The 25342-nt window shown below is 67.8% G+C and carries 28 protein-coding genes; 19 read left to right on the top strand and 9 right to left on the bottom strand.

Annotated features, from left to right (window positions below):
- Positions 1-74 precede the first annotated feature (74 nt).
- The 7 genes from AB0269_RS11840 to AB0269_RS11870 all read left to right on the top strand — a co-directional run bounded on the left by AB0269_RS11840 (position 75) and on the right by AB0269_RS11870 (position 5003).
- Positions 75-776 (top strand): hypothetical protein, encoded by a 702-nt coding sequence (locus tag AB0269_RS11840; RefSeq protein WP_366211476.1) that lies wholly within the window; start codon positions 75-77, stop codon positions 774-776.
- A 2-nt stretch (positions 777-778) separates the two neighbouring features.
- Complete coding sequence (locus AB0269_RS11845; protein WP_366211418.1) at positions 779-1411, top strand: hypothetical protein; 633 nt, start codon at positions 779-781, stop codon at positions 1409-1411.
- Between the two features lie 125 nt (positions 1412-1536).
- Positions 1537-2208, top strand: coding sequence for a hypothetical protein (locus AB0269_RS11850; RefSeq protein WP_366211477.1), 672 nt, complete (start codon positions 1537-1539; stop codon positions 2206-2208).
- A complete protein-coding gene (locus AB0269_RS11855) occupies positions 2208-2849 on the top strand; it encodes a polymorphic toxin type 15 domain-containing protein (protein ID WP_366211419.1) in 642 nt (213 codons plus the stop codon). Before AB0269_RS11850 ends, AB0269_RS11855 begins: the two co-directional genes overlap by 1 nt.
- Before the next feature lie 10 nt (positions 2850-2859).
- Positions 2860-3420, top strand: a complete 561-nt coding sequence (locus AB0269_RS11860) for a GAD-like domain-containing protein (protein ID WP_366211420.1) — start codon at positions 2860-2862, stop codon at positions 3418-3420.
- A 130-nt stretch (positions 3421-3550) separates the two neighbouring features.
- Positions 3551-4279, top strand: a complete 729-nt coding sequence (locus tag AB0269_RS11865; RefSeq protein ID WP_366211478.1) for a hypothetical protein — start codon at positions 3551-3553, stop codon at positions 4277-4279.
- 34 nt (positions 4280-4313) lie between these two features.
- Entirely contained in the window at positions 4314-5003 is a 690-nt protein-coding gene (locus tag AB0269_RS11870; RefSeq protein WP_366211422.1) for a hypothetical protein, read from the top strand.
- Positions 5004-5049: 46 nt separating this feature from the next.
- Here the strand turns inward: AB0269_RS11870 and AB0269_RS11875 are convergent, their stop codons facing one another.
- A complete protein-coding gene (locus AB0269_RS11875; RefSeq protein WP_366211423.1) occupies positions 5050-5496 on the bottom strand; it encodes a dehydrogenase in 447 nt (148 codons plus the stop codon).
- A gap of 41 nt (positions 5497-5537) precedes the next feature.
- Positions 5538-6527, bottom strand: coding sequence for a malate dehydrogenase (locus AB0269_RS11880; RefSeq protein WP_366211424.1), 990 nt, complete (start codon positions 6525-6527; stop codon positions 5538-5540).
- Between the two features lie 46 nt (positions 6528-6573).
- Between AB0269_RS11880 and AB0269_RS11885 the strand changes: the two genes are divergently transcribed.
- Both AB0269_RS11885 and pip read left to right on the top strand, forming a co-directional pair.
- Complete coding sequence (locus AB0269_RS11885) at positions 6574-7449, top strand: neutral zinc metallopeptidase (protein ID WP_366211425.1); 876 nt, start codon at positions 6574-6576, stop codon at positions 7447-7449.
- Between the two features lie 107 nt (positions 7450-7556).
- Positions 7557-8522, top strand: a complete 966-nt coding sequence (gene pip / locus AB0269_RS11890; RefSeq protein WP_366211426.1) for a prolyl aminopeptidase — start codon at positions 7557-7559, stop codon at positions 8520-8522.
- Positions 8523-8524: 2 nt separating this feature from the next.
- Here pip and AB0269_RS11895 read toward each other — a convergent pair whose 3' ends face one another.
- The 3 genes from AB0269_RS11895 to AB0269_RS11905 are packed head-to-tail and all read right to left on the bottom strand — an operon-like array spanning position 8525 to position 10813.
- Entirely contained in the window at positions 8525-10312 is a 1788-nt protein-coding gene (locus AB0269_RS11895; RefSeq protein WP_366211427.1) for an aldehyde dehydrogenase family protein, read from the bottom strand.
- A 29-nt stretch (positions 10313-10341) separates the two neighbouring features.
- Complete coding sequence (locus AB0269_RS11900) at positions 10342-10500, bottom strand: hypothetical protein (protein WP_366211428.1); 159 nt, start codon at positions 10498-10500, stop codon at positions 10342-10344.
- A gap of 49 nt (positions 10501-10549) precedes the next feature.
- The gene (locus AB0269_RS11905) at positions 10550-10813 is read right to left on the bottom strand and encodes a glutaredoxin domain-containing protein (RefSeq protein ID WP_175986817.1); all 264 of its coding nucleotides are present in this window, start codon (positions 10811-10813) and stop codon (positions 10550-10552) included.
- 142 nt (positions 10814-10955) lie between these two features.
- Between AB0269_RS11905 and AB0269_RS11910 the strand changes: the two genes are divergently transcribed.
- The 8 genes from AB0269_RS11910 to AB0269_RS11945 all read left to right on the top strand — a co-directional run bounded on the left by AB0269_RS11910 (position 10956) and on the right by AB0269_RS11945 (position 17940).
- On the top strand, positions 10956-12164 hold the full coding sequence (locus AB0269_RS11910; protein WP_366211429.1) for a glycosyltransferase: 1209 nt from the start codon (positions 10956-10958) through the stop codon (positions 12162-12164).
- A gap of 123 nt (positions 12165-12287) precedes the next feature.
- Positions 12288-13274 (top strand): intradiol ring-cleavage dioxygenase, encoded by a 987-nt coding sequence (locus AB0269_RS11915; RefSeq protein ID WP_366211430.1) that lies wholly within the window; start codon positions 12288-12290, stop codon positions 13272-13274.
- Between the two features lie 30 nt (positions 13275-13304).
- Positions 13305-13556 carry a twin-arginine translocase TatA/TatE family subunit gene (locus AB0269_RS11920; RefSeq protein WP_366211431.1) on the top strand — a complete coding sequence of 84 codons (252 nt, stop codon included), beginning with the start codon at positions 13305-13307 and terminating at the stop codon, positions 13554-13556.
- Positions 13557-13559: 3 nt separating this feature from the next.
- Entirely contained in the window at positions 13560-14357 is a 798-nt protein-coding gene (gene tatC / locus AB0269_RS11925; RefSeq protein ID WP_366211432.1) for a twin-arginine translocase subunit TatC, read from the top strand.
- 1 nt (position 14358) lies between these two features.
- A complete protein-coding gene (locus tag AB0269_RS11930; RefSeq protein WP_366211433.1) occupies positions 14359-14781 on the top strand; it encodes a Sec-independent protein translocase TatB in 423 nt (140 codons plus the stop codon).
- A gap of 211 nt (positions 14782-14992) precedes the next feature.
- A complete protein-coding gene (locus AB0269_RS11935; protein WP_366211434.1) occupies positions 14993-15262 on the top strand; it encodes a hypothetical protein in 270 nt (89 codons plus the stop codon).
- A gap of 124 nt (positions 15263-15386) precedes the next feature.
- Positions 15387-16499 (top strand): acyl-CoA desaturase, encoded by a 1113-nt coding sequence (locus tag AB0269_RS11940; RefSeq protein ID WP_366211479.1) that lies wholly within the window; start codon positions 15387-15389, stop codon positions 16497-16499.
- Between the two features lie 28 nt (positions 16500-16527).
- On the top strand, positions 16528-17940 hold the full coding sequence (locus AB0269_RS11945; protein ID WP_366211435.1) for an amidase: 1413 nt from the start codon (positions 16528-16530) through the stop codon (positions 17938-17940).
- Between the two features lie 312 nt (positions 17941-18252).
- Here the strand turns inward: AB0269_RS11945 and AB0269_RS11950 are convergent, their stop codons facing one another.
- The 3 genes from AB0269_RS11950 to AB0269_RS11960 all read right to left on the bottom strand — a co-directional run bounded on the left by AB0269_RS11950 (position 18253) and on the right by AB0269_RS11960 (position 21039).
- Positions 18253-19653 (bottom strand): threonine/serine exporter family protein, encoded by a 1401-nt coding sequence (locus tag AB0269_RS11950; protein ID WP_366211436.1) that lies wholly within the window; start codon positions 19651-19653, stop codon positions 18253-18255.
- 58 nt (positions 19654-19711) lie between these two features.
- Positions 19712-20128 (bottom strand): hypothetical protein, encoded by a 417-nt coding sequence (locus AB0269_RS11955; RefSeq protein WP_366211437.1) that lies wholly within the window; start codon positions 20126-20128, stop codon positions 19712-19714.
- A 104-nt stretch (positions 20129-20232) separates the two neighbouring features.
- The gene (locus AB0269_RS11960; RefSeq protein ID WP_366211438.1) at positions 20233-21039 is read right to left on the bottom strand and encodes a class II glutamine amidotransferase; all 807 of its coding nucleotides are present in this window, start codon (positions 21037-21039) and stop codon (positions 20233-20235) included.
- A 125-nt stretch (positions 21040-21164) separates the two neighbouring features.
- Here AB0269_RS11960 and AB0269_RS11965 point away from each other — a divergent pair, with 125 nt between their 5' ends.
- Positions 21165-22316: a glutamate--cysteine ligase gene (locus AB0269_RS11965; RefSeq protein ID WP_366211439.1), complete on the top strand. Its 1152-nt coding sequence runs from the start codon at positions 21165-21167 to the stop codon at positions 22314-22316.
- Here the strand turns inward: AB0269_RS11965 and AB0269_RS11970 are convergent.
- Entirely contained in the window at positions 22294-22620 is a 327-nt protein-coding gene (locus AB0269_RS11970) for a hypothetical protein (RefSeq protein ID WP_366211440.1), read from the bottom strand. The two genes, AB0269_RS11965 and AB0269_RS11970, sit on opposite strands and share 23 nt — an antisense overlap.
- Positions 22621-23018: 398 nt before the next feature.
- Between AB0269_RS11970 and AB0269_RS11975 the strand changes: the two genes are divergently transcribed.
- Positions 23019-24482 (top strand): hypothetical protein, encoded by a 1464-nt coding sequence (locus tag AB0269_RS11975; protein WP_366211441.1) that lies wholly within the window; start codon positions 23019-23021, stop codon positions 24480-24482.
- The last annotated feature ends 860 nt before the right edge of the window (positions 24483-25342 follow it).

The following is a 25342-nucleotide window of genomic DNA, read 5'->3' on the forward strand; positions in this document are numbered from 1 at the left end:
TGATGGGGACATCACCCCATCGCGCGCGGCACGGCTCACTCAGTAGCGTCTCCCACGGAGGTGCCGACGTGGGAATGATGCTGCCGAACGAGCTGATCTGGGTCATGGACAAGCTCGGCCTGGAATGGCCCGATATCGATGAGGACGAGGTCCGCAAGGCCGCACAGCTGGTGCGCACCTATCGCGACGACATGGAGACGCTCGTCCAGGCGGCGGATCGCCGGATCAACGGCGACATCGCAGCGGCGATGAGAGGGAACATCGGCACCGGCCACGTCGCCGCGTGGAACCGCAACCGGTCCGAGAATGTTCAGCAGCTGCTCGACATTCTGGGCCCGGCGTCGACCGGGATCGACATCGCTGCAGACATCGTCCTCGCGCTCAAGATCAAGGTGATCGTCGAGGTCACGCTGACGCTCGCCCAGCTCATCCCCCTTCTCGCGGCCGGGCCGTTCGGCGCCGGCGGCGCGGCCCTGCTGATCCTGGCCCGCAAGAAACTGTTCTCGATGGCGATGGAGGCCACGCTGGAGCAGGTGATCAACCAGGTGCTGCCGTTGGCGCTCGATCCCCTGGCCGAGCAGGTGCCCGGGCTCGTGCTCCGGCTGCTGGAGGCCCCGGTGGTCGAGGAGAACATCGGCGACGTCGACGAGTTCTACGCCGACCTCCAGGCGCTCGATCAGGCGGCGGACGACATGGATGGGGTCGCGACGGACGTCGAGGACCTCACCGATCGCCTGCTCGCCGACATCGCCAACCTGCAGATCTCAGGAGACTGACCATGCAACTGAAGAAACTGATGAAGGACCTCGTCGATGCCGTCGACGGAGCAGGGCGAGAGTTCAAGACCGGATTCTCCGGCGCTTTCCGCAAGCGCGGCGGCCGGCATCGTGCGGACGCCGATCGCGTGCGGCGGACCGATCGCGACGGGGCCGACAGGGTGCCCACCCATCGTGCCGAGAAGCCGACATCGCACGCGAAGAAGTACGACATCCTCAGGGACGTCTCCCGCGGCATCGAGACGCACGGACACGTGCCCCGTCATGCCAAGCCGGACTACAACCTCATGCAGGACCTCGGCCGATCCGTGGGCAAGAGCGTCCGTGACATCCCCGGAGACATCGTCGACGAGATCAAGGGCGTACCCAAGAAGGTGCCCGGTCAGCTCGTCGAGGAGCTCTACGAGGACGCCATCGGGCAGGACAACCCCGACAAGTACGGCAGGCAGGACGGCGACATGCGCTTCCTCGCGCCGGCGAGCGAGGCGGGTGACCTGAGCGGACTCGGCCAGAGCGCCCTCGAGACGCGTCTCGGGCTGGAATCGGGAGCCCTGGACGGCGCGACCGTCGAGATCGAGGAGATCCCGGACTCGCGCTTCGTCAGCGTGAAGATCGAATACCCCGAGCGCGACTGAAGCTTCCCGGGCAGATCCACCCGGGAAGCAGTACCCATCGTGATCTCGATGATCGTTGCCTACAGTCGTCTGCAGGAGGGGGTGCCACCGTGGGAATGATGTTGCCGAATGAGCTTGTCTGGGTGATGGAGAAGCTGGGGTTCGACTGGCCTGATATCGATGAGGACGAGGTTCGCAAGGGTGCGACTCTGGTTCGGAATTTCGGGACGGATCTGGAGTCGGTGATTCAGGCTGTCGACCGGAAGATGAATGGTGATCTGGGTGCGGCTTTGCGGGGGCAGACGGGTCCGGCGACGGTGAGTGCGTGGAATACGAATCGTTCGCAGAATCTGCAGCAGTTGGTGGATGTGATGCCGCCGGCGGCGACGGCGATGGATGTCGGGGCTGAGGTCATTCTCGGTCTGAAGATGAAGGTGATCTTCGATGTCACGACGACGATGATCGCGTTGGTGGGGATGCTGACGAATCCGATCACGGCGTTGGGTGCGGGTCCGATGCTGTTGGTCAAGAAGAAGTTGTTGAATGCTGCGGTCGATATCGTGATCGAGCAGTTGTTGGAGCAGTTGGCGCCGATGGTGATCGAGCCGATGGCGGAGAAGCTGCCTGCGGTGATCGATGCGATTCTGGATGCGCCGATGGTGGAGTCGACGGTGGGGGATTCGGATGAGTTCTATGCGGATCTGCAGGCGTTGGAGGATGCGCAGTCGTCGATGAAGCTGCATGGTGCGGATATTTCGACCTTGACGTCGACGTTCTTCACGGAGTTCTCGGCTCTTGACTTCGGAGGGGATGACTGATGGGTTCTGTCAAGCCGATCGTCCGCGAGCTCAAACAAGCCGTCCTCAAGGGGATGGGACACTCCAAGGACAGACTCCACCAGCTCACGGACAACATCGACAACCACGTCGGCGACGTCGTGCGCCGCGTCCGCGGTACAGACCACTTCGACGGGTCGATCGATGTCAACGTGCGGCCCTTCCGTCGCAACCGGAACCACGATTCCGCCGAGTACAACCGGCAGTACAACGAGCAGATGGACACGCTCCAGAACATGTCGGCTGCGGACTGGCTGCGCAACCGCATCGAATACCTCGAGCACGGTCGTCCGGCGGACTCTCTCCGTGCCCAGCAGGCGGCCAGGGACGCAGCGCTCGCGGACAAGATCGCAGAACTCCGTGCAGGCGGGATGAGCAGGAGCGAGGCGAGGGATGCCGCCAGCACCTGGATGCAGAGCCAGGCCGCCCTGCACCGACTCGACGGCATCGCGGGCGGCGACGTGACGGACATCTCCCGTGTCGGCGATTCGCGCGTCAACTCGTCGCTGGGATCGCAGTGGCGAACCCGAGTGGGTGACATCGATCGCGCCATCATCGACTACGTGAACGCGAACCCCGGCGTCGATCTGTCGACGCTCAACATAAACCTCGTCTTCGGGTAGGTTGAAAGCCATGGTTGAGATCGCTGACTTCGTTCCGCACGCTCCGGTGCCGGCAGAGATCGTCGACGAGTACCGGGGCCGGGTTCCGGATGAACTCGTGGAGATCTGGGAGACGTACGGGTTCGGAACCTTCGGCGAAGGCTTCCTGCGCATCATCGATCCGAAGCTGTACGAGGCCGAGGTCGGTGACTGCATCGGCAAGACGCAGGGGGACGGCATCGCTGTTCCGATCATGGTGACCGGCCTGGGCGACCTGATCACGTGGGAACCCAGCCTCGGTGTGGTGGCGATCCTCTTCCGGGAGGAGCGCATCGTCGGTCTCGGCACGAAGCTGAGCACGTTCCTCACGCTGGTGCGGCTGGATGGCGCTGAAGAGCTGTCGGAGACGTTCAACTGGACGCCGTTCCCCGAGGCCGTCGCCGCGCAGGGCGAGTTGCCGTACGACCAGTCGTTCATCTTCGTCCCTCTGCTGTCGCTCGGGGGCAAGGCGCAGGTCGAGAATCTGCACAAGCGTGAGACGATCCCAGCGATCCAGGTGGCCGTGGACCTCCAGGGCGTCATCGGGCACTGAACCTCGGCGTAGAGACCGACGTGACGCACGATCGGGCCCTTCACATGGCAAGATGTTCGCCGAGGGGGTTCGATACGTGACTGAGCTGAAGCCTGCCGCGACGGTTGAAGAGGGTGCCCAGGCGAAGGCCATGAACGGTGCGCCGCCATTGCGCCTGGAGTTCGCGGGGGAGTGGCACGAGCTGCCCTCGGACAAGCCGTTCATCATCGGCCGTGAGGGCGACCTCGAGATCGATGACAACCCGTACCTGCACCGGCACTTCCTCGAGCTGCAGCATCATGACGGCCTGTGGTGGCTGGCCAACGTCGGAGTTCGTCTCGCTGCGACGGTCTCCAGCGCGGGAGGCGCCGTGCAGTCGTGGCTGTCGCCCGGCGCGCGCATGCCGCTCGTCTTCGAGCGCAACGTCATCGTGTTCACGGCAGGCCCGGTCACCTACGAACTCAGCCTGCACACCGAAGAGGCGCCCTACGAGGTCTCCAGTCAGGTCGAGGCGTCGATGAGCGGCGAGACGACGGTGATGCCCGTGAGCTTCACCACCATGCAGAAGCAGCTGATCGTCGCCCTCGCCGAACCCATGCTGCGCCGGGAAGGCGTCAGCATGAACGAGCTGCCGTCGTCGAGCGACGCAGCCAAGCGTCTCGGCTGGAGCATGAGCAAGTTCAACCGCAAGCTCGACAACGTCTGCGACAAGCTCGACCGCATGGGGGTGCAGGGGCTGCGCGGCGGGCCGGGCAAGCTCGCCACGAACCGGCGCGCTCGCCTCGTCGAGTACGCCGTCACCTCGCAGGTCGTCACCCGTGCCGATCTGCCGCTCATCGACGACGAGGCGCTGCGGAATCAGAGCGACGCGGACGACTGAGTCCTGACGTGCGCGGAGTCCGCGCAGAGAGGAAATGATGCAGGCCGTATTCACCGAGATCGTTGACGGAGACGAGGCCGCGGTCCGCTCGCGGATCGAGAAGGACCCGAAGCTGGTGAACGCCGTCGCGACCGGATCGCCGAAGAAGTACGTCGGCCAGTCGGTTCTGCAGGTCGCCATCCGCACCGGGCGCTTCGGAATCGCCAGGATGCTGCTGGAAGCGGGGAGCGACCCCGCCTTCGTGGATGCGAAGTCGCCGACCGGGTGGACGAAGTCGGTTCTGCACGACGCCGCCGTGGCCGCGGTGATGCGGTCGCGCTGGTCCCGGCGGACGTTCGACGCCCAGTCGGAGCCGGTCTGGAAGACCGTGGAGGTCGAGAAGCACGACGAGGCCTACGCGATGCTCGTCGCCCTGATCGACGCGGGGGCGGATCCGACGGCCGAGGACTCGTTGGGCGCGACGCCGCTCGGGCGGGCGATCCACGCGGCGCACGACGTGCTTCCGCGACGCAACGACGAGAGGCCGGAACTCGTAGACGGTCGACCGCTCACGCGTGAGCTGCTCGACGACCTCAGCCGCATCTTCGCGCTCTTCCGGTCTCACGGGGCCGACCCCGACGAGGTCGACACGCAGTTCGGCACGCCGCTGACGCATCACTACCGCCATGAACTGGTCGGCAAGATCCTGGCGGGCACGGCAGAACCCGACGCTGCGAGCGCCTGACGACGATCGGGCTCGGCTGAGCGGCTCGGCTTTCCTGGCCGAAGGCTCAGCGCGCGGCGTCGGTCAGGTGCCGAGCCTGATGCCCGAGCACCTTGACCATGATGCCGCGGCTGCGCAGCGCTGCGGCGGTGCGGGTCTCCTCGTCGCGGTCGCGCCCGAGCGCGTGCACGTTCGCGACGACGAGCACGTCACCGCGCTGCAGGGTGTCGAGCAGGCGCCGGACGCGGTCCTCCCACGACTCAAGGATGTCGGGCGCTGGGTGCCGGAATCCCTCGATCGGCACGCCGAAGCGGGTGAGGTCCTCACGCTGCTCGGTGACGGACGGCATGCCCTCACGGGCCACGACCAGACCCACCAGGCGCGCTCCCTCCGGGTGGGCCGACCACCAGTCGTGGTCGAGGTTCGCCAGGCACTTCGGACAGTCGGCTGCCGCATGCGGCAGGTGCAGCGGACTCGTCAGCGCGGCATCCATCGTCTCGTTCACGTCGTTCATCCCCGAACCTCCGGCATCCATTCTGCCCTGCCCCGGTGACATCACAGCACTCCGAGCGCGCGCACCGCGTCGCGCTCGGCGACCAGCTCCGCGACGGACGCGTCGATCCGTCCGCGCGCCCATGCGCCCAGTTCCAGCCCCTCGATGATCTCCCAGCGGCCGTCGACCGCGCGCACGGGGAAGGACGACACCAGCCCCTCCGGGACCCCGTACTCGCCGTTCGAGACGACGCCGGCGCTCGTCCAGTCCTCCGTGCCCTGTACCCAGTCGCGCGTGTGCTCGATGGTCGCGTTCGCGGCGGATGCCACGGAGGACGATCCGCGCACCTCGATGATCTCCGCACCGCGCTTCGCGACCCGGGGGATGAAGGTCTGCTCCAGCCATGTCTCGACGTCGTCGACGCGCTCGGCGAGCGCATCGAGCACAGGCCTGCCGTCGACGGTCGCGTGCGCGACGTCGGGGAACTGCGTGGCCGAGTGATTGCCCCAGATCGACACGCGCCGGATGGCGGACACCGGAGCATCCAGCGCGGCGGCGAGCTGCGCGCGGGCGCGGTTCTCGTCGAGGCGGGTGAGCGCGGTGAAGCGCTCCGGCGGGATGCCGTCGGCGGATGCCGCGGCGATCAGGGCGTTCGTGTTGGCGGGGTTGCCCACCACGGTCACGCGCACGTCGGCTGCCGCGGAGCCGGCGATCGCGGCCCCCTGCGGGCCGAAGATCCCGGCGTTGGCGGCGAGGAGATCCGCGCGCTCCATGCCGGGGCCGCGCGGGCGGGCGCCGACGAGCAGGGCGAGGTTGCAGCCGTCGAAACCGCGGGCGGCGTCATCGGTCACCTCGACGCTCTCCAGCAGATCGAACGCGCCGTCCTGGAGCTCGAGCGCCGCCCCTTCGGCGGACTTCATCCCCTGCGGGATCTCGAGCAGTCGCAGCCTGATCTTCTCGCCCTGCCCGAGCATGTCGCCCGCGGCGATGCGGAACAGCAGCGCGTATCCGATCTGCCCGCCCGCACCCGTGATCGTGATCGTGGTCGCCATGAGAATGAGCCTACGTCGGCCGCTGGTGCGGGGGTACTCTCATCCCATGACGTTCAACCCTGACGCCGACATCTCCGGAAACCGCACTCGTCGCCCCGGTCGCACCGCCGCGATCGCCGGCGGCGGTGTCGGTGTGCTCGGCCTCGTGGCGCTCGTGGTCGCCATGCTCGGCGGTCCCGACCTCACCGGTCTCGTCGGCGGAGCACCCGGAGGCGAGCAGCAGCCGACATCGGGCGGGACGAGCACCCTCGCCGAATGTCAGACCGGCGAGGATGCCAACACGCAGGACGACTGCCGGATGGCGGGCGCCCAGGTGCTCCTCGACGACTACTGGGCGCAGCACGTCGACGGGTACATCCCGCCGCAGCTCTACGTGTTCGAGGGGCAGACGACGACGCAGTGCGGCACGGCATCCAACTCGGTCGGTCCGTTCTACTGCCCGCCCGAGCAGGGCGTCTACATCGACCCCGACTTCTTCCAGATCATGCGGCAGCAGTTCGATGCGTCGGCCGGCGAGCTCGCGCAGCTCTACATCGTCGGGCACGAGTGGGGCCACCACATCCAGAACATCACGGGGATCATGCAGAATCACCCGAACAACGGCACGGGTCCCGACAGCAACAGCGTGCGCACCGAGCTGCAGGCCGACTGCTACGCGGGCGCCTGGTTGGCCGATGCAGCCTCGCTCACCGACGAGAACGGCGTCGCGTATCTCGAGACCCCCACCGATGCCCAGCTCAAGGATGCCTTGAACGCCGCGTTCGCCGTCGGTGACGACCACATCCAGGAACAGGCCGGCTTCAACAACCCCGAATCCTGGACGCACGGCTCGAGCGAGCAGCGGCAGTACTGGTTCGCGAACGGCTACCAGAACGGCCTGGGCAGCTGCGACACCTTCTCGGTCGACGGCGCAGACCTCTGACCCCGGAGCCCTTCCCACCGCCGTGGTTCCGCGGGAGAACGGGCTCTCCACGGTACGGTGAATGAGGCGTCGAGCGCGACGCGAGCGTTATCCACCGGGGGACGAACATGAACACGGATGCACTGTATCCGCCGATCGAACCGCACGACAGCGGAATGCTGCTGGTTGGTGACGGTCAGCGCATCGCCTGGGAGGTCAGCGGCAACCCCGAAGGCAAGCCCGTCGTCTTCCTGCACGGCGGCCCCGGCGGGGGCACCGCACCGTGGCACCGCCGGTTCTTCGACCCCGAGAAGTACCGGATCGTGCTGTTCGACCAGCGCGGCTGCGGGCGCAGCACTCCGCACGCGAGCGCACCGGATGCCGACCTGCGCTTCAACACGACCGCGCACCTCATCGCCGACATCGAGCTGCTGCGCAAGAACCTCGGCATCGAGGCCTGGCAGGTCTTCGGCGGGTCGTGGGGCAGCGCGCTCGCGCTCGCCTACGCGCAGGCCCATCCGGATGCCGTCACCGAACTCGTGCTCCGGGGCATCTTCACCCTGCGCCGCGAAGAGCTGGAGTGGTTCTACGAGGGCGGCGCCGGGGCGCTGTTCCCCGACCTCTGGGAGGGGTTCATCGAACCGATCCCCGTGCTCGAGCGCAACCGCCTGATCGACGCGTACCACCGTCGCCTGTTCGACCCGGACCCGGCCGTGCACGTGCCCGCGGCACGCGCCTGGTCGAAGTGGGAGGGATCGACGATCACGCTCCTCCCCGACGAGGACACGATCGAGCGGATGACCGAGGATGCCACCGCCGTGGCCTTCGCGCGCATCGAGAATCACTTCTTCGTCAACCGCGGCTGGTGGACGGATGGTCAGCTCATCGCCGGTGTGGAGGCCATCCGGCACATCCCCGCCGTCATCGTGCAGGGCCGCTACGACATCTGCACACCGATGATGACCGCGTGGGACCTGCATCGGGCGTGGCCGGAGGCCGAGTTCGTCGTGGTCGACGACGCCGGGCACGCGGCATCCGAACCGGGCATCCAACAAGCCCTCCGCGACGCGACCGACCTCTTCGCCGACGACTGAGGTCAGGCGCGCAGCGCCTGCAGCAGCGTCTTCACGAGCCCGACCGCGCCGCCGTTCGCACGGAAGCGCGTGAGGCCCTCGCTGACGACGGCACCCGTACGCGCGGTCACGAACCACGGCGGCTTCGGCAGGATCGTGAACCGGCCGCCGCCGCCCTTCGACAGGCTCAGGGGCCAGACGGATGAGGCCGACCGCGGGAACGGGCGGAACGGCCCGCGCAGCACCGTGCGCTCGACGCGGTCCAGCAGCAGTGCGTTGTGGACGATGCCGATGCCGCTGCCGACATCCTGCAGCGTGTTGCCGGGGTACGCGCCCCAGGTGAGCGTCGGCGTGATGAACCCGAAGGCGGTCCAGGCGTTGATGGCGATCGAGCCGTAGCGCAGCGCCGTGATCGCGCGGTCGAATCCGGCGCCGAGGACCTTCTGAGTCGCGGGGTCGATCAGCACGTTCGCCCCGAGGGTGCCCTGGAGCCTGTCGTTCGCGTGCGCGACAGCGGCATCCAGGAAGTCCTGACCCGTTCCGGGGAGAGCGACGACGCCGAGCACCGGCGCGAAGTACTCGGTGGTCTCGAGTGCGGTGGCGTCGTCATCCGCCCCGAGCTCGACGAGCAGGCGGTCGCCGAGCACGAGCGCATCGGGGTAGTCGTCGTTCGCCTGCTGCATCCGTCCGTCCGAATGCGGGTACCAGATGGGACGCTCCGGAGCCTTCGCATAGGCGCGCCGCAGCGCCGCGCGGAACGCGTCTGCCTGAGCCCACTCGGACGACATGATCACGACCTGCCCGGCGATGCAGTTGTGCCCGCAGTTCTGCAGGCGCATCGTCGCGATGTGCTCTGCCTGGAACGTCAGGTCGGCGTCGGTCCACTCGCCGGGGACGACGATGATGGGCGAGACCCCGCCGAGCTCGGCCGTGATGGGCTTCTTCAGCAGAGGCCGGTTCTCGCGGCGCCGACGAGTGGCTGCGCTGCCGTTCCCTGAGCCTGTCGAAGGGGCACCCCACGTGATCGCATCGAACGTCGCGGCGGACCCCGTGATGTGCACGTGGACGAGGCTCTTGTGCCCGGTGAGATAGGCGCCGACGTCGCCGCCGCCGCGGACGATGCGCAGGAACCCGGGTTCGATGAGCGCCGCGAACGCGTGCTCGAAGACGGGGACGAGGGCGTCCTGCGTGGGATTGACCTTGAGCAGCACGGTGCGGTTGTGCGCGAGCAGCTCGTAGAGCACGTCGAGCACGGGGATCGAGGTCACGTTCCCGGCACCGAGCACGAGGCCGACCCCGCCCGGCTCGGCAGGGGTGCGCTGCGCGAGTCCGGCCGTCGCACGCGCGATGCGCGGCGTCGTCCCCGGCTCGAGCCACACCTCGCCGGTGAACCCCGACAGCAGCACCTTGTCGAGCCCCGTCAGCGGGAACGCGTGCACGCGGGCGCGTCCGCCGGGGGCGCGATCGATGCGGATGCCCTCGAGCGGGTTGCGGCCCGAGGCCAGGCGCGAGAGCGTCTCGGCGTACGCGTCGAGGGCGCCCAGGACGCTGTACGGGCCCGACAGCCACTCCTCGCCGCGGAGGGGATGGCTGCCGTTCAGACCCTTGGACGCGGCCGCCGTGTGCGCCCACTCCTCGGCGGATGACGCCACCGCGGTGCGCACCACGCGCAGGAGCTTGGCCCGCTGCCCGGCATCCAGCGCCGACCACGTCCGCGAACCAGCCTCGAGGGCGTCGATCGCCCCGTCGAGTCGCTCGCGCTGTTCGTCATCGAGGTCGGTCGTCGCGGTCGCGGTGGCAGCAGTCGTCATCGGCGTCTCCTTCGTGCGGGAACTCCAGCCTATGCGGGCGCTCCTGGGGGCGGCCCGGCCTCGGCGCGCTCGATGTCGGTGCGGCGCAGCCGATAGCGCGAGAGCGGCAGGATGCCGAGCACGACGCCCGCGATGACGCCCATCAGCAGGTATCCGCTCACCGGATCGCCGGTCGCTCGGCGCAGCAACGCCCGCACCGAAGAGCAGGCCGCTGAGCCTGCCGAAGCGTCCGGAGCGTCAGATCAGCGAGAGCTCGCGGAGCTTCGCGGCGACGTCGTCGTTCGACGGCTCGACGTGGTGCGTGGCGTCGGGGTAGACGACGACGGGGATGTTCGTGCGCCCCGAGATCTCCTTCGCGACGTCCGCGGCGGCGGGGTCCGCGACGAGGTCGACGTAGGTGTACTCGATGCCGAGCTCGTCGAGCTGCTTCTTGGTGCGGATGCAGTCGCGGCACCAGTCGGCGCCGAACATCGTGATCGTGTCCCGAGCGGTTTCAGTCATGCATCCAGGATATGCGCGTCTCGATGGGGAAGGGGCGATCGCGACCCCCTCGGCATGGCCGCGCGCAGCTTCCTCGGGGTGCAGGCTCCGCCCTCGTAGCGCCTGTGGACTGCGTGCATGTCCCATAGCAGGACATGGGACGATGGATGCCGTCGTCCAGCGAGCACGGAAGGGGACGCGCGTGGGCATCGCCATCACCGTCATCGTCCCTACCTTCAACGAGCGGGGCAACGTCGAAGAACTCGTCGAGCGCACGGCTGCGGCGCTCGTCGGGCGCGACGCCGAGATCCTGTTCGTGGACGACAGCACCGACGACACCGCCGCCGAGGTCGAGCGGGTGGGCTCCACGGCGTCGATTCCGGTGCGCGTGATCCACCGAAGCGCGAACACCGGCGGGCTCGGCGGCGCCGTCGTCCTCGGTATCGCTGAGGCGCGCGGAGACGTCTGCGTCGTGATGGACGGCGATCTGCAGCATCCCCCTGAACTTATCCCGGCCATGCTCGACCGCTTCGCGCAGGGCGATGCGGATGTCGTCGCGGCGTCGCGCTACGTCGGCGGCGGCGACTCCACCGGGCTCGGCACGACGCTGCGGTTCGGCGTCTCGCGGGCATCGACCTGGCTGACCAAGGCGATGTTCCCCCGTCGCCTTGCGAACGCGACCGATCCGATGACCGGGTTCTTCCTCGTCGACCGGACGCGCCTGGACGTCGCAGCGCTCCGCCCGCAGGGGTTCAAGATCCTGCTCGAGATCCTCGCCCGCACCGATGTGCGCGTCGCCGAGGTGCCGATGGAGTTCTCGGAGCGGCGCAGCGGAACGTCGAAGGCGTCGCTGCGGCAGGGGGCGACGTTCATCGCCCACCTCGCCCGGCTACGGTTCGGCAAGATGTCGCTGTTCGCGGTCATCGGGGCGATCGGAGCGCTCGCGAACCTCGGCATCATGTGGCTGCTCACGGCAGCGGGCATGCCGTACGTCTGGGCGGCGATCATCGGCGCCGAGGCCACGATCATCGGCAACTTCCTGTTGCAGGAGCGGTTCGTGTTCGGCGACATGCGCACCGACGCCCGCGGCGTGTGGGCGCGGTTCGCGGCATCCTTCACGTTCAACAACGTCGAGGCGGCGCTGCGCATCCCGATCATGGTGCTGATGGTCGAGACGTGGCACATCTCGAGCGTGCTGGCGACCGCGATCTCGCTCGTCGTCGCCTTCTTCGCGCGCTTCCTCTTCCACTCCCTGTTCGTGTACGCACCGCGCCGCGATCGCCGCCGGGAGCGGGCGCCGAAGGCCGACACGGCCGCGCAGCGCATCATCCGCGCGATCGACGCCGAGGCCATGCGTCCCGGCGAGCTCTGATTTGAGCATAGGAAACCAATAGTCGCTCAATAGGTTCCGCATGGAAGCGGCATAGTCTTCGCTCGGGTCGGACGCTCACTCTGGGTTCATCAATGAAACCGGACACGACCGAAGGGGCCCGACATGACCCGCATTCCCGAACCCGAGACCACCCCCGAGGGCCCCGCCTACGAGGGCCGGCTCCTCGACCGCCCGGACGAAGAGGTCGTCGACCAGGGCGCGCCCTTCGACATCGGCACGCTCATGACCCGCCGCGGCATCATCAGCATCGCCGCACTCGGCGTCGGCACGGCCGTGCTCGCAGCCTGTGCGCCGGCGGCGAGCACGAACAGCGGATCCGACCCGACCTCGACCTCGGGATCGAGCGACTCGTCCGAGAGCTCGAACACCACTGACAGCTCCACGAGCGTGACGGCAGAGGGCGAGATCCCCGACGAGACTGCCGGTCCGTACCCGGGCGACGGGTCCAACGGGCCCGACGTCCTCGAAGAGTCCGGGATCGTGCGTCAGGACATCCGCTCGTCGATCGACGGATCGGCGACCGCAGACGGCGTGCCGCTCACGTTCCGCCTCGAGGTCCTCGACATGGCGAACGGCGACTCACCCTTCGAAGGGGCCGCGGTCTACGCCTGGCACTGCACGGCCGACGGCGAGTACTCGATGTACTCCTCCGGCCTCGAGGACGTCACGTACCTGCGCGGTGTGCAGGTCGCGGATGCCGACGGGATGGTCTCGTTCACGTCGATCTTCCCCGGCTGCTACTCGGGCCGGTGGCCGCACATCCACTTCGAGGTGTACCCGGATGCCGCGTCGATCAGCGACGCCGCGAACGCCATCGCGACCTCCCAGATCGCCTTGCCGGAAGAGACCTGCAACGCCGTCTACACCGACTCGAGGTACAGCTCGTCCGTGCAGAACCTCGCGGGGATCACGCTCGCCAGCGACAACGTCTTCGGCGATGACAGCGGCGCGCTGCAGCTGGCGACCATGACGGGGGATGCCGCCAGCGGCTACACCGCCACCCTCCAGGTGCGGATCGACACCACCACGACACCGTCGGCCGGCTCCGCGCCGAGCGGCGGAGGCCGCGGCGACCGGCCCGGATCCTGACCATCGCGACCTCTTCGAAAGGACCTCATCATGCTCCAGAACCTCACCGGCTGGCACGCTCTCATCATCCTCGGCATCGTCATCCTCATCTTCGGGGCGGCGAAGCTCCCGGCGCTCGCGCGCAGCGTCGGTCAGTCGCTGCGCATCCTCAAGGCGGAGGCGCAGACCGTCGAGGCCGAGGCGCCGGTCGCGGCCTCCAGCGCGCCGGACAGCGCGTCCGCGAACACGGCGCCCGCTTCTACGGCCCCGGCGCCCGCCAGCGCCGCACTCCGGGCGGACTGAGTCGTGACGGCTCTCGTCGACGCGCCGGCGCCCGCGGACGCGCAGGCGGATGCCGCACGCATGCCGCTGTCCTCGCACCTGCGCGAGGCGCGGCGGCGGGCGGTGCGGGCGACCGTCGCGGGCGTCGTCGCGATCGTGGCCGGCTACGCGTTCGCCCCGCACATCCTCGATGCGCTGCGCGCGCCGATCGAGGAGCTCGCCGCCTCGCGTGACGCGAGCCTGAACTACGACAGCATCACCGGGGCCTTCGATCTGCGGCTCACAGTCGCCCTCTACACGGGGATCGTGCTGTCGAGCCCGGTGTGGCTGTACGAGCTGTTCGCCTACCTCGCACCGGGCCTGGCCCGGCGCGAGAAGAAGCACGCGTACGGGTTCCTGGGGGCGGCGGTCCCGCTGTTCCTCGCGGGCTGCACGACCGGCGCCCTGCTGTTCCCGCACATGGTGGAGCTGCTCGCCGGGTTCGCGGACACCGAGGACAGCACGCTGCTCCAGGCCTCCGACTACGTCGACTTCGTGCTCAAGATCGTCGTGGCGATCGGCGTCGCCTTCGTGCTCCCCGTCGTCCTCGTAGCGCTGAACATGCTCGGGATCCTGTCCGCGGCGACGATCGCGCACAGCTGGCGCATCGTGCTCGTCCTGATCGTCGTCTTCAGTGCCGTGGTGACACCCGCCGCCGACGTGCTGTCGATGTTCCTCGTGGCCGTGCCGATGGCTCTGCTGTTCGCTGCCGCGCTCGCCGTGACCTGGTGGCACGACCGGTCGATGCGTCGCCGCGATCGGGCGCAGAAAGATGAGGTGTGAGATGTTCGGCCTGACCATTGAGAAGCTCGTCCTGGTGGCGATCTGCGCCGCCGTCATCATCGGCCCGCACCGCCTGCCGGAGCATGCGCAGCGATTCTCCGCGGCCGTTCGACGCCTGACGCTGGCGGCGGCGGAGGCGCGCACGCGCACGATCGACGACGCCGGGGTCGCTTTCGTACGGGCGGACTGGCAGGCGCTCGATCCCCGGCAGTACGACCCGCGGCGGATCATCCGGGACGCGCTGCGCGAGGCCGATGCTCCGCCGCCGGTCGCGGAGGGCGATGCAGGGATAGTCGCTGTCGGTGAGCCGGACACGACTCCACTCACGCCGCGTGCGGGGCGCTGGGTGGTGGAGGGATCCTCCGCTCATCCCCGGCGCATCTGGGTGCCGGACGAGGAGGTCGTCGCAGCGGCGTCGAGCTGATTCTGGAGCCGTTGTCGCCGTCACTGCTACAATAGGTGGTGCAACGTGAATGATTCGCCGCGATTTCGGCGCGCACGATGCCACTGATCAGGGCCCATCCAAGGACCGCGCACACCGACGCGCGCGGCATCCGCTCTCGATCTCCAGAAATTCTGGATGCGCTTCGTGCGCGTCCGCACAGCAATGTGTGAACCAAGCAATGAGCAACACCATGAGCAACACCACCACCACCCATCCACCAGAACCCCTGACCTGGAAGCAGGCCGACGAAGACGTTCACGTCGCGACGCGAGCCGGCGAATACGCCGGATTCGTCGAACTCGACGTCGAAGGACATGTCGTCCGCGACAACCACGGCACCGAGCTCGGATCGTTCGCGACCCTCGCCGACGCGCGCCGCGCGCTCGAAGGATCGACGCAGCGGCGTACGCGTTCGTTCGTGCAGACCGTGCGCAGACACCTGGGCAAGGTGCGCGGCTGACCATCGGCTGAACAACTCCGATGTATGCGCAGTGTCGTATACGGCCCGGGTTAGCCTGAGACGAAGCGATCGGCAGCTGCCCTTGGCTTCACAGCTCAAGGGCTCCGATCGACAGGAGAGCAAGATCTCCATTGCACAGGTCGAACAGACCACAAGCACTCTTGGCCGCGTACGTCAGACTTACGCAGGCAACGCCGACTTCCCTCCGATGGCGAAGGCGTATCAGAACGTCTCGCAGGTCGTCCGCGAGATGGGGCTGCTGCAGCGCGCGCCCCGCTTCTACAGCTTCGTCGCCGTCGGCATCGCGCTCGCCCTCGGTGGCGCGATCACCGGATTCATCCTCTTCGGCGACAGCTGGTACCAGCTGCTCATCGCCGGGGCCCTCGGCATCATCTTCACGCAGATCGCCTTTCTCGCCCACGAGGCAGCGCACCGCCAGATCTTGTCGTCCGGGCCGGCGAACTTCCGCCTCGCGCGGATTCTCGCCGGTTCCATCGGCATGAGCTACTCCTGGTGGGACTCCAAGCACACCAAGCATCACGGCAACCCGAACATGGTGGGCCGCGACCCCGACATCGAGGTCGACACGATCTCGTTCCTCGAGGAGGATGCTGCGAAGTCGCGGGGGCTCATCCGGCTGATCACCCGGAAGCAGGGCTGGCTGTTCTTCCCGCTGCTCATGCTCGAGGGCCTGAACCTCCACTACCTCAGCATCAAGTACCTCCTCACCGAGAGGAAGGTCAAGGGCCGCTGGATCGAGCTCGGCATCATCGCGCTGCGCTTCGCCCTGCTGCTGACCCCTGTGTTCCTCTTCCTTCCGCTGGGCATGGCGTTCGCCTTCATCGGCGTGCAGATGGCGGTCTTCGGTGTCTACATGGGCGCATCGTTCGCCCCGAACCACAAGGGCATGCCGATCATCGAGCCCGGAGCACGGCTGGACTTCTTCACGAAGCAGGTGCGCACCTCCCGCAACATCTCCGGCGGATGGTGGGCGACCTGGCTCATGGGCGGCCTGAACTACCAGGTCGAGCACCACCTCTTCCCGAGCATGCCTCGCTTGCACCTGTCCCAGGCCCGCGGCATCGTCCGCGATTACTGTGCGGCGAACGACGTGCCGTACACCGAGACCTCGCTGACCCGCTCCTACGGGATCGTCATCTCCTATCTGAACCGGGTCGGCCTCGCCGCGCGCGACCCGTTCGACTGCCCGGCGGTCGCGCAGTTCCAGCGGGCGTAGGCTGCGCGCGCGGCCATAGGCTCGAACCATGTCCGAACTGCACGACCTGACCGCGACCGACCAGCTCGCCGCACTTCGCGCCGGCGAGATCGGCCCGGTCGACCTCGCGAAGCACTACCTCGACCGGATCGCACGTCTCGACGGTGGGCTCGGGGCGTTCGTCGAGGTGACGGCGGATGCTGCGCTCGCCCGGGCTGCGTCGTTGGCGCGGCATGAGCCGAATGGCGCGCTGTGGGGGCTGCCGTTCGGCGACAAAGACCTCGTGCCCCGCGCCGGCGTGCCCACGAGGTTCGGGTCGAGGCTTCACGTAGATCACGTCCCTGACATCACCGGTGATCAGGCCGCCGTGCTCGACGAGGCGGGCGGCATCAGCCTCGGCAAGACCAGCACTCCGGAGTTCGGGCTCACCGGCTACACCGAGACGCAGATCGGCCCGCCCGCGCGCGACCCGTGGAACACCGCGCACGGGGCCGGCGGATCGAGCGGCGGAGCGGCCGTCGCCGTGGCCGCCGGGCTTCTTCCTCTCGCGCCGGCATCCGACGGCGGCGGGTCGATCCGCATCCCCGCCGCGACCGTCGGCGTCGTCGGAATCAAGCCCTCGCGCGGGCGCGTGCCCTTCGCGTCGGGGCAGGACAGCCCGGGCGGACTCTCCGTCGCCGGGCCCATCGCGCGGACGGTCGCGGACGCCGCGCTGCTGCTCGATGTGCAGGTCAGCGGTCGCGCGCATCCGTACGCAACCGCGGCGCCGGGGGCGGGGCCTTTTCTCGATGCGGCGCGGCCGGGTGCGGGCACGGCTTCCGCCCGCGTGGGAGTCACGACCGTCTCGCCGTGGGACGATGCCGACGACATCCACCTCGACCCCGAGGCGGCACGTGCCGTGCGCGTGGCTGAGGATCTGCTGGCGGACGCCGGCACCGCCGTCGACGCGTTCGACTGGCGCCCGCACGGCTACGCCGAGCTGTTCATGACGCTCTGGCGCACGAGCGCCGCACGCATGGCCCTCACCGACGCCGAGCTCGACCTCGTCGAACCGATCACGGCGTGGCTCGTGCGGGAGGGGCGCCGGCTCACCGGCGTGCAGGTGCTCGACGCGCTCGCCGCGGCGGCGGTGTTCGAGCGCGAGACGATCTCGGCGTTCGCGCCTTTCGATGCGGTGCTCACTCCGGCGCTCGCGCTGCCGCCGCAGCCGATCGGCTGGTTCGATGCGTCGGATGCCGCGCGAAACTTCTCGCAGCAGGTACGGTACGCGCCGTACTCGAGCTTCGTGAACGTCGCCGGCCTCCCCGCGATCGTCGTGCCGGTGACGGTGGATGCCGCAGGGCACCCGGTGAGCGTGCAGCTGATCGGGCGCCCGGGTGGGGAGGCGGCGATCATCGCGCTCGCCGCTGTGCTGGAGGAGCGGCGCGGACCGCTGCCGCATCCGCCGGTGTGGGGCGCGTAGACCGGGGTACGTGCGGTTGCCGGGTCGCGGCCTGTGCGCCCGCGGCATCCGGGCCCTCGGGAGGGGTCGCAAATGGCGGCTAAGGCGTCCGCGTGGCGACCATTCGCGACACCTGCGCGCTCTGCGAAAGTCGTCTGCTCCAGGCGGGTGTCGCATCTGGCGGTCACCGCATCCGCATAGCGACCACTTGCGCCACCCGCGCGCGGGCTCGGACGCTCGCGTCGCGGAGGGGTCGCGCATGGCGGCTAAAGCGCACTCCTGGCGACCATCTGCGGCACTTGCGTGCGTGCTGATCCGGGCGCGCGCACGCCATCAGCGCCGCAGGCGGGCGCGCGACTTCGAGACTCCGGCGAGCGTGGCGCGCAGTGGGGTGCCGAGGTAGAGGCCCAGGGACGCTCCGGCCGCGAGTCCGATGCCGATGGAGCCGGCGAGGACGAGCGGGGCGACGCCGTCCAGCATCCCCTCGGCCGTCCCGTCCGAGTGGACGACGCCGAGCAGGCCGCGGAAGACCGCGGTGCCCGGCACGAGGGGGACGATCGCGGCCGTCGTGACGGCCACGGAGGGCACGTGCACGCCGCGGGCGGTGAGGATGCCGATGAAGCTCGCCAGCAGCGCGCCGATCGCGCTCGCCGCACCCGCGTGCACGCCGAGCGTGAGCGTGAGGCTGTAGGCGACGATCGCGATCGTGCTGAGCACGGCGCTGACGAGGATGATGCGCAGGCCCGCACCGTTGAAGAGGGCGACGGCGACGGCAATGATGATGGCACCGGCGATCTGGGCCAGCATCGATCCGAACGGAATCGCGTCGGTCGGGAGAGGGATGCTCACGCCGACGAGGCGCGCGAGTTCGAGCCCGATGAGGATGCCGAGCACGACGCCGAGCGTCTGCATCGTGAGGTCGAGGATGCGGCCGCCCGCGGTCAGCGCGAATCCGTCGATGGCGTCCTGCGCGGCGCCGACCACAGTGAGGCCGGAGAGCATGAGGACGATTCCGGATGCCACGATGATCGACGGCTGCACGTCCGTGAACAGCGGAATGCCCGCGGCGCCGAGCGCGGAGACCACGGTCGTGACGGCGGTGATGACGAATCCGCCGGCGATCTGGCTGAAGAACAGCGGCACCTGCAGGCGCGCGAGGCCCGCCTGCGTGAACGCGGCGCCGAGTGCGGCGAGGAAGCTCAGGAGGATGATCAGCGGGGACGCGTCGTAGAGGATCGCGACGCCGACCGCGAGCAGCGCGCGGGCGATGATGACGACGATCGGCCGGTAGAGGAACGGCGTGCGGCGGATGACACGAAAAGCCAGGCGGGCCTCATCCAGGTCCATGCCGTCCGTGATGTCGACGACGAGCGCCTGCAGTCGCTGCAGCTTGGCGTGGTCGGGGGATGCCGCGCGGACGACGCGGATCATCGTGGTCGGCCAGTCCTCCTCGCCGCGGTGGTACGAGACGCTGATGGCGTTGAAGTTCACGTCGACGTGGACACCGGAGAGCCCGTACACCTTGGCGACGCGGATGATCGCGAAGGTCACGTCGTGCGCGGACGCACCCGTCGCGAACATGGCCTCGCCGATCCGAAGGGCGAGGTCGAGGATCTTCACGACGACGGTCTCGTTCAGGACCGTGTATGCCTCGGTGAGCGCGACTTGGGCGGGGTCGGTGCGGATCACCCGGCGCATCGAGTCGAGCAGGCGCGATCGTCGTTCGGTGGCCATGTCTCCATTGTCTCGAGTCGTGGCGGCGGTGCGGCCATCCGTTCGGGGATGCCGGGAATCAGGTGGTGAGCTTCGCGATCAGGGTGCCGATCTCGTCGACGTTCGCGGTCGAGACGGCGACGAGCGGATGCGCGTCCTCGTCCTCCGGATCCTCGATGCGGACGAGGTGGAGGAGGTGGGAGGCGAGGAGCTGGTCGGCCTTGGCGATCGCGGCATCCAGGTCGTCGACGTCCCCGACCGCGTCGAGGTCGACGTCGGCGCGGAACACGCGGGGGAGTCCGGCGAGGGCATCGGCGAGCTCGACGCCGGTGTCGCTCCGGTCGAGGTAGGCGAGGGCGCCGGCGTCATCGAGGGCGTCGATCAGGGCATCCCGGGGGTCGTCTCCCGCCTCGACGGCGTCGAGCACCGCCGGGGCGAACTCGGGGTCGTCGTCCAGCAGGTTGCAGAGGCGGGTCCAGTCGTCGATCGTGGTCATCAGGTCGCTCCTCTCGGGTCATGGGTGCCGAGTGGCCAGCGTATCGCGCGAGGTCTCAGCCGTTCCGGCGCCAGTCGCCCGCGCCGGGGGGGCTTCGCACGGGATCAGCCCAGTGGAACCGGGTGCAGTCGCGAGACCTCGCGCGTGGCGAGGTCGATCATGACGGCGGCGTCCTCGGGGACCCTCGTCCACCCCTCGGCATCCACTCCGCTGGAGATGACGTGCACGGCGTCGTCGGTGATGCGGTAGTCCATCGCGTAGTACTCGGTGGCGTGGCTGGCGGGCATCGCCTCGACCGACTCGAACAGCTCGCGCAGCGACTCGACCGGCGAGTCCACCCGGCTGTTGATGTGGATCGCGAACAGCCTGCTCGGCGTCAGCAGCAGCGCGTTGAGGCTCGAGTTCGGGAACTCGCGCACGAGGATCTCCAGCGCCCGCGTGACCCCGGCGCCCTCATCGCCGCCGGCCTCGTCGATGCACTGCATGATCAGGCGGAAGTACCGCTCGCTGTCGGTCTCGCCGTGCAGTTTCGCGCGCGACTGCGGGCTCAGCTGCGCCTCGAGGTGGTCGATGGGAGCGATGTGCCCGTTGTGCGCGAACGCGTACCCGGCATCCGTGAAGGGGTGGGTGTTCTCGGGCGATACCGGCAGTCCGCCCGTGGCCCAGCGCAGGTGCACCAGTCCGCAGCATCCCAGCTGCTGCTCGGCGAGTTCCCGGTACAGCGGGTCGACCGACGCGTTGCGCGCCGATGAGACCGTCTCGATCTCGTCCTCCGGCGTGCGGTGCCAGGCCATGCCCCATCCGTCGCCGTGCACCTGGGTCAGCGCGGTGAACCTCTCGAAATCGTCTTCTCCGAGAACCTCGACGATCGACGTCGGGCGGGTGGTCACGTAGCCAAGCAGTCGGCACACAGTGCGGATTCCTCTCTTCTCTTCACCGAGCCTTCTCCTTTCCCGACCGGCAGGCAACTTCTCACGTCGGCGCGTGTCGCCGCAAGGGTTTTCTTCCGGCGCGGTCGGGCTGACACACTGGGGCCATGCGAACGGTAGGCGTGGAAGAAGAACTGCTGCTGGTGGATGCGGAGAGTGGGCGGCCCCGGTCGGTCGCGGCGCGCACGCTACGCTACGCGGCCGAGGCGAGCGATCCGGCCGAGGGCGGGGTGGATGCCGATGCGGCACCCGCGGCGCCCGACGACGTGCCGGGCGGATCGATCGACCACGAGCTGCAGAAGCATCAGGTCGAGACCGACACCGTGCCGCACACCGACATGACCGCGCTCGGGGAGAGCGTGCGCGAGTGGCGTAGCAATGCGATCACCGCGGCGCGGCGGGCCGGCGCGCGGGTGATCGCGGCGGGGACCTCGCCGCTGCCGGTCGCATCATCGATCGTCGAGAAGCCGCGCTACCTGCAGATGGTCGAGCACTTCGGGCTCACCACCTCCGAGGCGCTAACCGGGGGATGCCACGTGCACGTCTCGGTGGAGTCGGATGACGAGGGGATCGCGGTTCTCGACCGCATCCGGGGCTGGTTGCCTGTGCTGCTGGCGCTCAGTGCGAACTCGCCGTTCTGGCACGGCGACGACACGAAGTACGCGAGCTTCCGCTCGCAGGCGATGGGGCGCTGGCCGACGGCCGGGCCGCCCGAGGCGTTCGGGACGGCACAGGCGTATCACGAGCTCGTCGACACGATGATCGCATCGGGCGCCATCCTCGATCAGGGGATGATCTACTTCGACGCGCGGCTGTCGCATCACTACCCGACTGTCGAGGTGCGGGTCGCCGACGTCTGTGCGGATGCGGCCGACACCGTGCTCATCGCGGCGCTCAGCCGCGGACTCGTCGACACTGCGGCTCGCGAATGGCGTGCTGGCGTCGACCCGTTGCCTCTGTCGGTGGCGATGCTACGGCTCATCACCTGGCAGGCCGGGCGGTTCGGCATCGAGGGAGAGCTCGTCGACCCGAGAACCGTCACGCCGCACCCGGCCCGCGACGTCGTGGCCGCTCTCGTCGAGCATGTGCGCGAGGCCCTTCGCGAGAACGGCGACGAGGAGTTCGTCGACGCGCAGGTGGAGGAGATCTTCGCCCGCGGCAACGGCGCGATGCGCCAGCGGGCCACGCTCGAGAAGACCGGGCAGCTCAGCGACGTCGTGGCGGAGCTCGCCAGGATCACCGCGGGGCTCGAGGGCTGAGAGCGGCGGCGGCCGAGACGGATCCCGGCCGCCGCGTCAGGCGCTCACCCGTTGAACGTCGCGGGGTGCGGGCCGTGCGTCCGTCGCGCTCGAGGGCGTCGATCGCGGCCATCTCGTCGCCGCCGAGCTCGAAGCCGAACACGTCGATGTTGGCGGCGATGCGCGCAGGCGTGACCGACTTCGGGATCACCGCGGGCACGGTGCCGCCGAGGGCAGTGATGCGGTCGACGTGCTCGGGGATGAAGTTCGAGACGCCGATCGCACGTGAAGGCCAGCATCGGCGATGTCCTGCATCCCACGCCACGCGTCGATGTAGGCGTCGGTGGCCGGAGCCGGCCAGTGGATGAGGTACAGGTCGTCGTGGCTCAGGCCGGCGCGCCCGACGCACGACCAGGACGAAACGGGCTGAGTGACCGGAGGGAGTCGACGTCGATGCTCCCCGCCGCAGATACGAAGAAACCCCCGTGAGTAGAAGCCTCACGAGGGTCCCAGTGGCTCCGACGGGCGTCGATCCCGTGACCTCACGATTTTCAGTTGGATGCGGCGGGCCAACGGGTGCTTGTTGGTCGCCGTCTGCCGCGTGATTCTGCGGGAGTCGTCGCGGTTGGTCTCGGCTGGTGGAGGGTGGTTTCAGCGGAGCTACCGGCACGGAACCGGCACAACAGCACGGTCGAGGCACGGCAGACCCGGTACGTTGATCCAATGGTCGCTTCGAAGTTTCCGCAATTCTCATCGCTTGATTTCGGACGTCTCGACGCTCGGGAAGAGGCGAGGCGGGCACCCGATCTTTTGATCAACGGCTACTTCGACTTTGAGAACGCCGCATACGACGTCGCCTCGGGTCAAGCGTGGGTTCTGATCGGTCCGAAGGGGGCGGGCAAGTCAGCTTGTCTGGAGCATCTCGGCCTAATTTGGCGTGGGCAGCATGATCGGTTTCTCTCGCGTTGGGACCTCGGCAGCTTCCCCGTCGCGGACGTAACCAAGATTCAAGTGGGGGCTTCTCCGGGGCCGACCAGCACCCGGGCCGCGTGGGAGTTTCTCCTCCTTCTGCGCGTGTTCGAATCGCTGATGGCGGATCAATCTGCCACGTACTCCGCCACGATTACCAGCTTCCACAAGTCCCTTGTCACCGCGGGCTTGCTCGGCGGACCAGATTTGCGCACAAAGTTCTTCGACTGGTCTAAGACGACCGTGAAGTTCAATGTGCTCATGTTCGGCGTCGAGGGGAGCACTCAAGAGACCGAAGCCACCCCACTGCAATTGGTGGAGCTCCTGCGGCACGCCATAGGTCTTATAGAGAGCTCCTCCCGACATGTCGTTTCGGTTGACGGGCTCGACTCCTTCTTCGCTCAAGCGCAGGATCAGCGAGACTCCCTCGGTGCGCTCGTCGATGCTTCCCACGAGGTCAATCACTTCCTACTAGACACGCAGGCTCGATCGTCTGTCGTGTTGGCGATCAGACATGACATGTTCGTGTCGCTACCTAGTACCGACTCAGCGAAGCTCGGCGACCATGCGGTCGAACTCGATTGGAGCCGGGGCGGCACGAGCAAGGGGGAGGACCTCTGGAAGCTCATCGGTACCAAAGCGAAAAGCTCCGTGCCAGCTTCACACACAGGTCTAGCCCTCGGTGACGTTCGTAAGGCCTATCTCGCTGAACCGATCGGCATCGGACCGCACAACGACTTGCCCTCATACTTGCTGGCGCAGACGCGGCTGATCCCGCGCGATCTGGTCGCCCTAATGGGCGCGCTTCAGAAGCTGCATAAGGGGGCCGGCCAGATTCAGGAGTCGACGGCCGTGGCCGCGGTCAAGCAATACGCTGACACGTATTTCATTCGGGAGATGCGAAATAATCTGAGCCATGTGTTGCCAGGCCAAAGTGATAAAGTTTCGGCCTTCTTTGATGCATTGAGCGTGCTGAACTCTCGTGATTTCAACGCAGATTCGCTGAGCCCTGAGCTGGATGGCATTGTAGACAAGCGTGAGCTGAGGGCTTTGCTGAACCAGCTCTTCTTGTCGGGCGGACTAGGAGTGCGGTCTCGTAGCGGAGGGTCGACTCACACGAACTTCATCTTCCGCAAGACGTCCGGTGGTGGGTTCTCCTTCATCGCGGACTACGTGCTTCACAACGCGTTAGTTTCGGCGCTGAACCTCAACTGGTGAAAGATCTTCGGCCATCCGTGCGGGGAGTTTCGGTAGGAAAATAGGCTCAATGCAATGGCACGCGCAGCGCGATTCGACTTACTGCACTCGCAGATCGACCGAACCGGATCTGGCAGCTGCGAGCGACTCGGAGCCCGCGCCTCACACGTAGAAGCTAGGAGAGGGTTTCTGGGTCCGTTGTAGCGACGATCCTTGTGGCTCCGACGGCCGTCGATCCCGTGACCTCACCATTTTCAGTTACATTCCGCGCGGCAGTGGCTTCTCGTTGGTCGCCGTTTGCCCCGTGATTCCGCGGAAGTCGTCATGGTTGGCCGCGGCTGGTTGAGGGCGGTTTCAGCGGAGCTTTCGGCACAGAACCGGCACGGCTACCTACGACTGAGACGTCTGGCCGTCGACAGCAGTTTGGTGACGAATTCGTGTACGGCTCCTGTGGTCGAAGTGTGGAGATTCTGTTCCAGAACGTCGCTTACCCAACTTGGGCCATGCCCGCCCACTTGCGGAAAGAAGCGCTCGAGCTCGCCGACCGGAACTACGAGGAGACCATGTTCGTCGACCTTGGACACCAGAGTCTCAGCGGCGGCAGTGGGTTCGCCTTGAGGTAGGCCTGACAGCCCGGCCCGTTTGGCGCGGTCCCAGCCGTTCTCCGTTTTCAGGAGCTTCCGGATGTCATCAATGTCGATTCGACTGAGCGGATCGCTGGCAGTCGATAGACGGTCCACTACCGCTTCCGATACGGCTGTTCTGCTCGGTGGGCGTCCTTCGTCGCTAGGCCGTGTTGATCAAGAGGTTTCGGTGTTCGGTGGGCGAGTCTTGAACCGTGACGCGACAGGAGATCTCCGACGAGGTGTGGGCCGTGCTCG

This window comes from Microbacterium sp. NPDC077644 (assembly GCF_040702785.1).
Taxonomy (GTDB): Bacteria; Actinomycetota; Actinomycetes; order Actinomycetales; family Microbacteriaceae; genus Microbacterium.